The organism is Brotaphodocola sp., assembly GCF_983179755.1.
Genome location: NZ_CFAHBC010000029.1, coordinates 24,903 through 32,943 on the forward strand (window position 1 = coordinate 24,903; position 8,041 = coordinate 32,943).

An 8,041-nucleotide genomic window follows, 5' to 3' on the forward strand; every position below is an offset into this window, starting at 1 on the left:
GGGCAAGAAGGTGTTCTGGTTTGGGGCGAAGTGGGAAGTGGAGCAATTAAAAGAACAGTATAAACCTTTCGCGGATGCCTTTTTCTTGCAGGCATTTGACATATCAGAGCTATTGGAAATGGATAATCTGGATAGCGCCAAGAATTTTGCCCCAGCGATAATCCGCGATGGCGAAGGAATCGGGCTGGAATATCGCCCGCTACTTGATTGGCTGGAGGAGAACGTGCCGGCATTCAATGTCGCCCAGTATCGGGTGGAACATTCTGGGTTTGGTGCGAATATCGTGGTGAAGGCATCGGCCGGAACCGGAAAGACGACCGTTATGGTGGATCGAATTTTGTATTTGATGCACATGGTTCCAGATCTCAAAATGTCGGAAATTTACATGATTACGTTCACGAATGAGGCGACGAACCAGATGAATGACCGGCTTCAGGAGATGCTTCTGAAGAAATATTCTCTGACGAAAAATAAAAAATATCTGACCTGGCTGGAACAGCAGTCGCAGATGCATATTTCCACGATTGACAGTTTGGCATATGACTTGTTCCGGAGATTTGGAACGGGAGTGGGATTTGGCAGAGATTTAGGGATTCAGCCGTTGGAGAGGGAACGCAAAAACCTGATTAAGGATCTTCTTTCGGATCAGTTAGATGATACAAAGGCGATTGTTTCTCAGATTGGAATGAATTATTCCGATGCCAGCAAGGTGATCGATGCGTATTGGAAAGAACTGACGAGCAAGGGATATACGATCTCGGAAGTCTTAAAGAAGGACTGGGGAGATCGGAAAAATGAACCGGTTCTCACGAATTTTCAGGATATCATAAAAGCAGTTTTGAAGGAATTTGAGGGAAAGTACAGTCAGCTGAAACTGGATGAGAATGCAATTTCGATTCATGATCTGTTCTTTGATTTTGGACATGATTTGCTGGCGGGAAAAGTGGATTGCAAGGGTCTGAACATGAAGTATCTGTTTGTAGATGAATTTCAGGATACGGATGCCACGCAGATTCGGACGTTTGCGAGACTCGTACAGCGAATCGGTGCAAAATTATTTGTGGTCGGGGATATTAAGCAGAGTATTTATTCGTTTAAAGGAGCTACGGATGAGGCATTTGACATTTTGGATGAGGAAATGCCGGGCAGATTAAAATATTATAGCCTTCGGAACAATTACCGTACCTGTGCGAACCTGATGAAGGTGATGGAAGAATATTTCTTTGCGTGGTCGAAACTGGGGCTTTTGCAGTATGACGAGGCGGTGAGACCGTTTAACAAGAGTGTCGGAAGCGTAGAGATGGACTACATAGAAGGGAAGAGTTTTATCCAGACTCAGACAATGAACCTGATCAGCAGTGCGTTGAGTGATTTGGAGTTGGAGATTCGTTCCGGAGCAAAAAAGGTGACGGATAAAACAAAGGTGGCAGTCTTGGTGCGGGGAAATATGAAGGCAACCGAGATTGCAGAGCTGTGCCGAAGACATGGAAAAACCGTTGTCTTAAATTCCGACCGCCCATTTTTCCTCTCGCAGGCAGTCAGAGATTTCTATGCTCTGATCAGCTCGTATATCTTTGTGGAACAGCCGATTTATACATACAATTATCTGATGACACCGTATGCAAACTATGATGGCGTAATTTCTGTGTCCGAGATGGAGCAGAGAATGAAAAATGGCGCAGGAAATGGCATGGAAGTATCAGAATATCTGTCCGAATTTCTTTCTCAGACAAAATGGCATGAGTACCAGCGAGAGTTTCGACTCAGACCGGTTGTTGCCGTAATCAAGGAGATTGTGGAGAAGAGTAAAGTCATTGAGCGTTTTATTGCGATGGATAAGGTGAGGATGTACGGTGATGCATGGACCGAGGCGAAGAAAAACAGGCAGGCATTGATTGACGCCAAATCCTACCAGAAAAATCTCGATAAACTGATGGAAATGATTCAGCAGAGAATGGATGGCGATTTTACCACTTTGTATGATTTGTATGTCTATCTGACTCTGATGATTGCGACAAATCGCGAGGAGATGGAACCGGATGTCGAGATGGAAAACGATTATGATTATACGAGTGTATACATCATGACGGTTCATAAGTCAAAGGGTCTTGAATTCGACACGGTAATTATGTCGGCGATGAATCATTCGCTTGTTCCAAGTGAGCGGACAACGATTCTTGCCGGAAAAGACAAGGCTGCATGGACGTATGAGCCGGGAAAGAGCAATCAGATGAAGAGCCAGTGGTATGAAGAACTGCATAGAGAAATGATCGAAAAGGGAGTCGCAGAGGAGACAAGAATGCTCTATGTTGCCATGACGCGTGCGGTAAACAGGCTGATTCTTCTGGTGAATGACTGGTCGACCTATGAAAGCTGGTCATCTCTGATTAGAAAGGTAGGGCTGATCAATGAGTAACGATAATAATGCTAATGATTATAATAGTGTTAATTATCATAACAGTGATTATGATTATACAGGTGATCGTCATAACAGGAATCGAGTGTATACTTATACAAAGATTTCTGAATTGAAAAATGCGCCATATTTTAAAGAAATTGCGCCCTTGCCTCAGCTCACAATGTCTCGGGAAATGGCAGCCAATATGGTCTATGATATGCGAATTTTCAAAGGCAATGTGATGGGATTCTTGAATTTTGTTCAGCGGTTATTTCCGGGATGGAATGCAAGTGGACAGAAATTTGCCTATATGACGGCACTGAATCAGTATTTGCGTGACAGGATTGCAAGCGCGAAGGATAAGTCAGAGCGTGACTGGCTGTTTGGGTGTAAGAAGAATCTCTATCCGGCAATTCAAAATATTATTCGCTTGGAGGAAGCGCGGGTCAGACCGGAAGATATGAAGGTCTGGGGGACTTTGGATAAGGACATTTCTCTGTTTGTGGAAATGTGGAAGCATCTGGAGCAATTAGACAACCATATCGCTGATTTTCGGTCAAGAATGCATGAGTTGGAAGAACCGGAAATATTTGAACGGGAAGTGAATAAAGTTTTTCGCTTTCATGGAAAGAAAATGATTGTGTGGAATGGATTTCAGTTTTTGACTCCGATTCAGCAGTTTGTGTATGATTGTTTTGAGCGATCCGGATTTGATATTTATGCACTTATTCAGGACGAGAAAAAGTATCCGTATGCAAATGAAATCTGGAGACATCTCTATAACGAGAACAATGGCTATCCGCCGGCAGAACAGTGGATTCGTTTTGAGAATTCCGAAGAGAGAAATCCTCTTGGAGAAATTTTTGAGACCGGTCAGAAGACAACTGCACCAAACGTAAAAATCATAAAATACAGCAATACGATTGAGTTTGTGGAAGACATTTCCAGAATCAAGGAGGAAGGCTTTTATTTATACAGCGCGGATGACTACGTCGCAAATAGTATGCTGAAGGCTTATTTTCCGGAGCGCTATGAGATGCGGAATTTACTGTCGTATCCGATTGGACAGTTTATTTATACGCTGCATAACATGTGGGATGAAAATCTGCAATGTATTACGCTGAGTGCGGATGGCTTAAGAAAATGTTTTGCGTCCGGCTGGCTTTCCCTGTATGGGAAGAGCAGTATCCGATATACTGAGGATTTAGAGCGAATCTTACCATATTTTGAGAATTGTTACACGATAGAAGAATGGACAAAGCGTCTGAATATATTTTCTGAAGCCTATGAAAATGCCTATGACGTATTTATGCAATCTCCATCTGAGTTTGATTGCTTTGCAGATCAAATTTCCAATCAGGTTCAAGTTCAGATAAGTCAAATGCAGATAGATCAAGCTCAAGTAGATCAGGTTCAGGTAGAAAAAAGAAAACAGAAACGATTGTCCAATCCTCTTGTGAATTTTGGTCCATTTTCCGTAGAAAAAGACAGGGCAGAAAAAGTGATTGAATTTATCTGTCAGCTGATCCAGATGGCACGTTCTTTATTTGAAAAAAATGAACCGGTTTCGATTCAACAGCATATGAGTAAGTTGGATGCCATGCTGTATAGGAATGACGGAATGCCTCAGGAGCTGTATTTAGAAGAGAAGGAAAAGGTAAAGCAGATTTTTAAGGCTCTTGAAAATGAAAAAATCAAAGATTTTCTGTGCTATCCGGGGGATTTAGCGACGGCACTGCTCTCTTTTATGAGCGGAAAACTCGATGATGAGGAAGAAAAAAATAATCAGTTAAAGACTCTGGTTTTCCATATTTTTCAGATTGAATCGGCTTCTGTTTCTGCAAAAGGAAAAGTGCATATCTGCTTGGCGGACATCACAAAATTGCCGGGAATGCCGGGAAAATACACTTGGCCACTGGATGGAGAGCTTTTGAGCAAAATTAATGCAACGACGGAAAAAACGTATCTGTCAAATTGGTTGGAAAACGATCAGTTGCTCACGCTTTCCAATCGTTATTATGTGTATAATGCTTTGAAAAATCAGGAAGTGGAACTTTCATGGGTCTATCAGCAGGGAGAAAAGCGTTTCTCGCCGTCTCCGTATATTACCCTGTTGGATAAGTTGTCAGATGCGAAAATTCAGGATTCCACGGTTCGGAATCTGGATTTGCAGTATGTGGCAGGTGTTCCGCAACATCAGCATTTTGATAAGACTTACTCAATTGAGGAAAATAAGGATCTCCATTTGCGCGAGGATGAACTCGAATATTCCGTGTGTCCGATGCGCTATGTGTACAGCAGTGTCTTGGGGGACAGCCCTGCCTATGTGAATGAGTATCAGCAAAACAGAGCGATTGTCCGGCTCATTCAGATTTTAAAGAAATTGTTGAAGGACAGATATTCTGTCGAGGAGATTGCAGAGCAGGTCTTTGAATTATTTCCATATATTCGAAAGGCGGAGAAGCGCCAGATGCTCGATGATGCCTTGCGCTGGGAACTGCCGAGAAGTGAGGAAAGCTGCACGGTTGATGGAGAGTATAAATATACCAATGAACGGTGGAATCTCACCTTTTTGGATTATGAGACTTACGCATATGCAGAGAAAATGGCATCGATGCTCATGAATCAGAACGGAAGAAGGGATATTTATCCGGAGAGAGTGGGGGCAGGTGGATCAAGAAATTGTGAATTTTGTCCACATGCGAGATATTGTCCGCATGCACTTTTTGGAATAGACTATAAGGGTGAAAACGAATGATAGAGAAAGCGTTTTGGGAAGATGTTCGGAGTGCTTGGGTAACAAAGGCATTGCCACCGAAAAGAGAAGGGGCAATTTCTTCGGGCTCTTCAGGGAAAGACATCATGAATTCGGATTTTTCTGAGGATGAGTGGGGAATGGACGACGGGATTCCGTTTGATATGGTGGATTACGATCAGGCGATCACGGCAGGATTGTTTGGAGAAAATTTTGATATAAAGTCAGATGATGATTTGTGTCCGACACAGCCGGAGACTCAAGCATATCAAGCATATCACACATATCACGCGCAGGGTCAGGGTCAAGCAGGAGGAAAATCAGGTGCTTCGTTGGAATCGAATTCTAAATTGAATTTGGAATCAAATTCGGAAATAAATTCGGAAATAAATTCGGGGATTTTGAAACCAAATTCGGAAATTTCAGCAAATCCAGAAATGAAGGTGGAGCCTGAGCTGAGAGTTAAACAGGATGCAGTGCTTAACTCAGAAGAAGTATCTAATCCGGCATCCGTGGTCAATCCGGAAATAATGGCAAGCCCCAAACCAGTGAAACGGAAGAGACCGAAACTGAATACCGATCAATTTGAATGGTTAATCGAACAGCAGACGATACCGGCTTATACGGAAGCCTGCCATTTACTTTTAGAATGTGAACTGCCTGAGAGTATGGATGAATTAATGAATCAGTTGATTGAGCGCATGTCTGTCTTGCAGGAAACGGCGGAGAAATTTGGCGGTATTTATGAGGCAGATCTCTCTCAATTTTATGAGTATTATATTCCAGAAGCATTGGAGTTGACATCTACATACCTGGAGTATCTGGATCTCGATATCGGTGAGGCGCTGATAAATGAAACTGAGAAAGAAGTCATGGACGCGATCGAGAAACTTGTGCTTAGTGTGAATGAAAAGATTGAGGAAATCTGCAAATATGCGATGATTGAGATTCGTGCAAAGGCGAAAGCACTTGACAGTATGATGAGTCAGGATGGCTATGTAGGTTCTGAATTCAAAATACGTTAAAGGATAAATTGTGCGTAACTGTGTAAGAAAACAAAAGTAGTGTAAGAACGTAAAAAAATAAGAGATAAGACACATGAAAATATGCTAAGATACGTGGAGTGGGAGGGGATTCCAATGAGTGAGGAAAAGGATAAAAAGAATGCAAGTGAAAACCCGGAGTCAATGGCACAGGAATCGCAGGAGGTAAAATCTCCGGCGCTTACGTTGAATCCGGATGAAGTAGAGTATGACATGTCATTTATGGAGCCATCCTTAAAGGAAAAAGGACTTGAAGGCGAAGCTGATTCATCTGGAGCAACAGCGGGTGCAGTGGATGAATCGATGCTGTCAGATGAGGAGAAAAAACAGGTTGAAGTCTTTGTAAAACAGATTGATATCTCGAATGTGAAAATGGTCAATTCCTATGGCGCAAGTGCGCAGAGAGGGATTTCTCGTTTTTCAACTTCGATAACGGCGAATGTAAAGACAAAGGAATTTGGTGAGGTAGGAGATAGTTTAAGGGAACTTCGCGTCGCAATCGGCAGTACAAATGCCCCGGCTGAAAAGAAGGGATTATTTGGCTGGCTCAGAAAAGGAAAGCAGAAAGTCACTTATCTGATCGCAAATTATGAGAGTGCAGAGGCAAATATCAAGAAAATTGAAAAAGATTTGCAGAGACATCAGCAGGTTTTGACGAAGGATGTATTTGTGTTTGACCAGATGTACGATATGAACCTTGAATTTTACAAGGAGCTGACGATGTACATCATTGCGGGAAAGAAGGCACTTGTGCTTGCAAGAAATACAAAGTTAGTAGAGCTGAGAGAAAAATCGGTGCGGACCGGTGACCAGCTGGATGTACAGCTTTACAGAGACTATGAGGATGCTTGTGTACGTTTTGAAAAGAGAATTTTTGATCTGGAAACGACGAGACTAGTTTCAATTCATATGGCTCCTCAGATTCGTCTGCTTCAGAATGCGGATCAGGAGATTGTGGACAAGCTTCGCTCAGATATTATCAATACAATTCCGCTGTGGAGAAACCAGATGGTGCTTGCACTTGGAATTGAGCATGCGAGAAAGGCATTGAGTGCGCAGAGTGCAGTCGATGAGATGACAAATGAGATGTTCCGGCGAAATGCGGAAACACTGCGACAGGGTGCAATTGATGCAGCGCAGGCTTCTGAGCGTGGAATTGTGGATGTAGAGACTTTAAGAAAAGTCAATGCGGATGTCATTGCGTCCATCAATGAGGTCGTGAAAATCCATGAAGAAGGATCAAGAAGACGCGAACAAGCCCAGCAGGAACTTGCAAAGATTGAAGATGAGTTAAAGCAGGCACTGTTGGAGGCAGGTTCCAGATAAATTGAGAGAAGAACTTCTCAGAAAGAGAAGTTGAAGAAAAATGGAGGAGAGATATAATTGCAGAAAATTCCGTTTCTTTTGATGGAACATGCAGTGGGTGAGATCACATATGAGTATACTCTGGCGCAAAGATTGTATGGAGATATTTATGTCAGTGATTCTGAAAGAAATTTTTTTCTTGACCGTTATCATGAAAAAATCTCTGTGTACATTATTATCTGAATATGGGAAAATAAAAAATAGAAAAGACAAGGATTGTGTAGAAATACATGATCCTTATTCTGTATGGAGCCGAAAAAATACACGGAATACAATTAAATAAAATCGCAACAGAAAATTTATAAATACATAATTTGAAGTCTCAGCAGAAATCGAGTACAATAAATAATACGATACAAGATTAAAAGATGTAGCAAAATCAAAAACCTATCAAACAATAACAGAGTAGAAGGTAAGTTTATAATTATTTACTAAGACTTCCCATACCTAAAATGGGATTCGCACCTTGAAAATTCAATA

4 protein-coding genes are annotated in these 8,041 nt (G+C 42.0%); all 4 read left to right on the forward strand.

The features are described from left to right. The first annotated feature begins 118 nt into the window (after window positions 1-118). The 4 genes from AC4EVX_RS10345 to AC4EVX_RS10360 all read left to right on the forward strand — a co-directional run bounded on the left by AC4EVX_RS10345 (window position 119) and on the right by AC4EVX_RS10360 (window position 7,522). Window positions 119-2,416: a UvrD-helicase domain-containing protein gene (locus tag AC4EVX_RS10345; RefSeq protein WP_490160169.1), complete on the forward strand. Its 2,298-nt coding sequence runs from the start codon at window positions 119-121 to the stop codon at window positions 2,414-2,416. 187 nt (window positions 2,417-2,603) lie between these two features. Beyond that, window positions 2,604-5,156, forward strand: coding sequence for a hypothetical protein (locus AC4EVX_RS10350; protein WP_490160170.1), 2,553 nt, complete (start codon window positions 2,604-2,606; stop codon window positions 5,154-5,156). Then, window positions 5,153-6,178, forward strand: a complete 1,026-nt coding sequence (locus AC4EVX_RS10355; protein ID WP_490160171.1) for a hypothetical protein — start codon at window positions 5,153-5,155, stop codon at window positions 6,176-6,178. The genes AC4EVX_RS10350 and AC4EVX_RS10355 overlap by 4 nt, the downstream gene beginning before the upstream one ends. 114 nt (window positions 6,179-6,292) lie before the next feature. Then, the gene (locus AC4EVX_RS10360; RefSeq protein WP_490160172.1) at window positions 6,293-7,522 is read left to right on the forward strand and encodes a toxic anion resistance protein; all 1,230 of its coding nucleotides are present in this window, start codon (window positions 6,293-6,295) and stop codon (window positions 7,520-7,522) included. Window positions 7,523-8,041 lie beyond the last annotated feature (519 nt).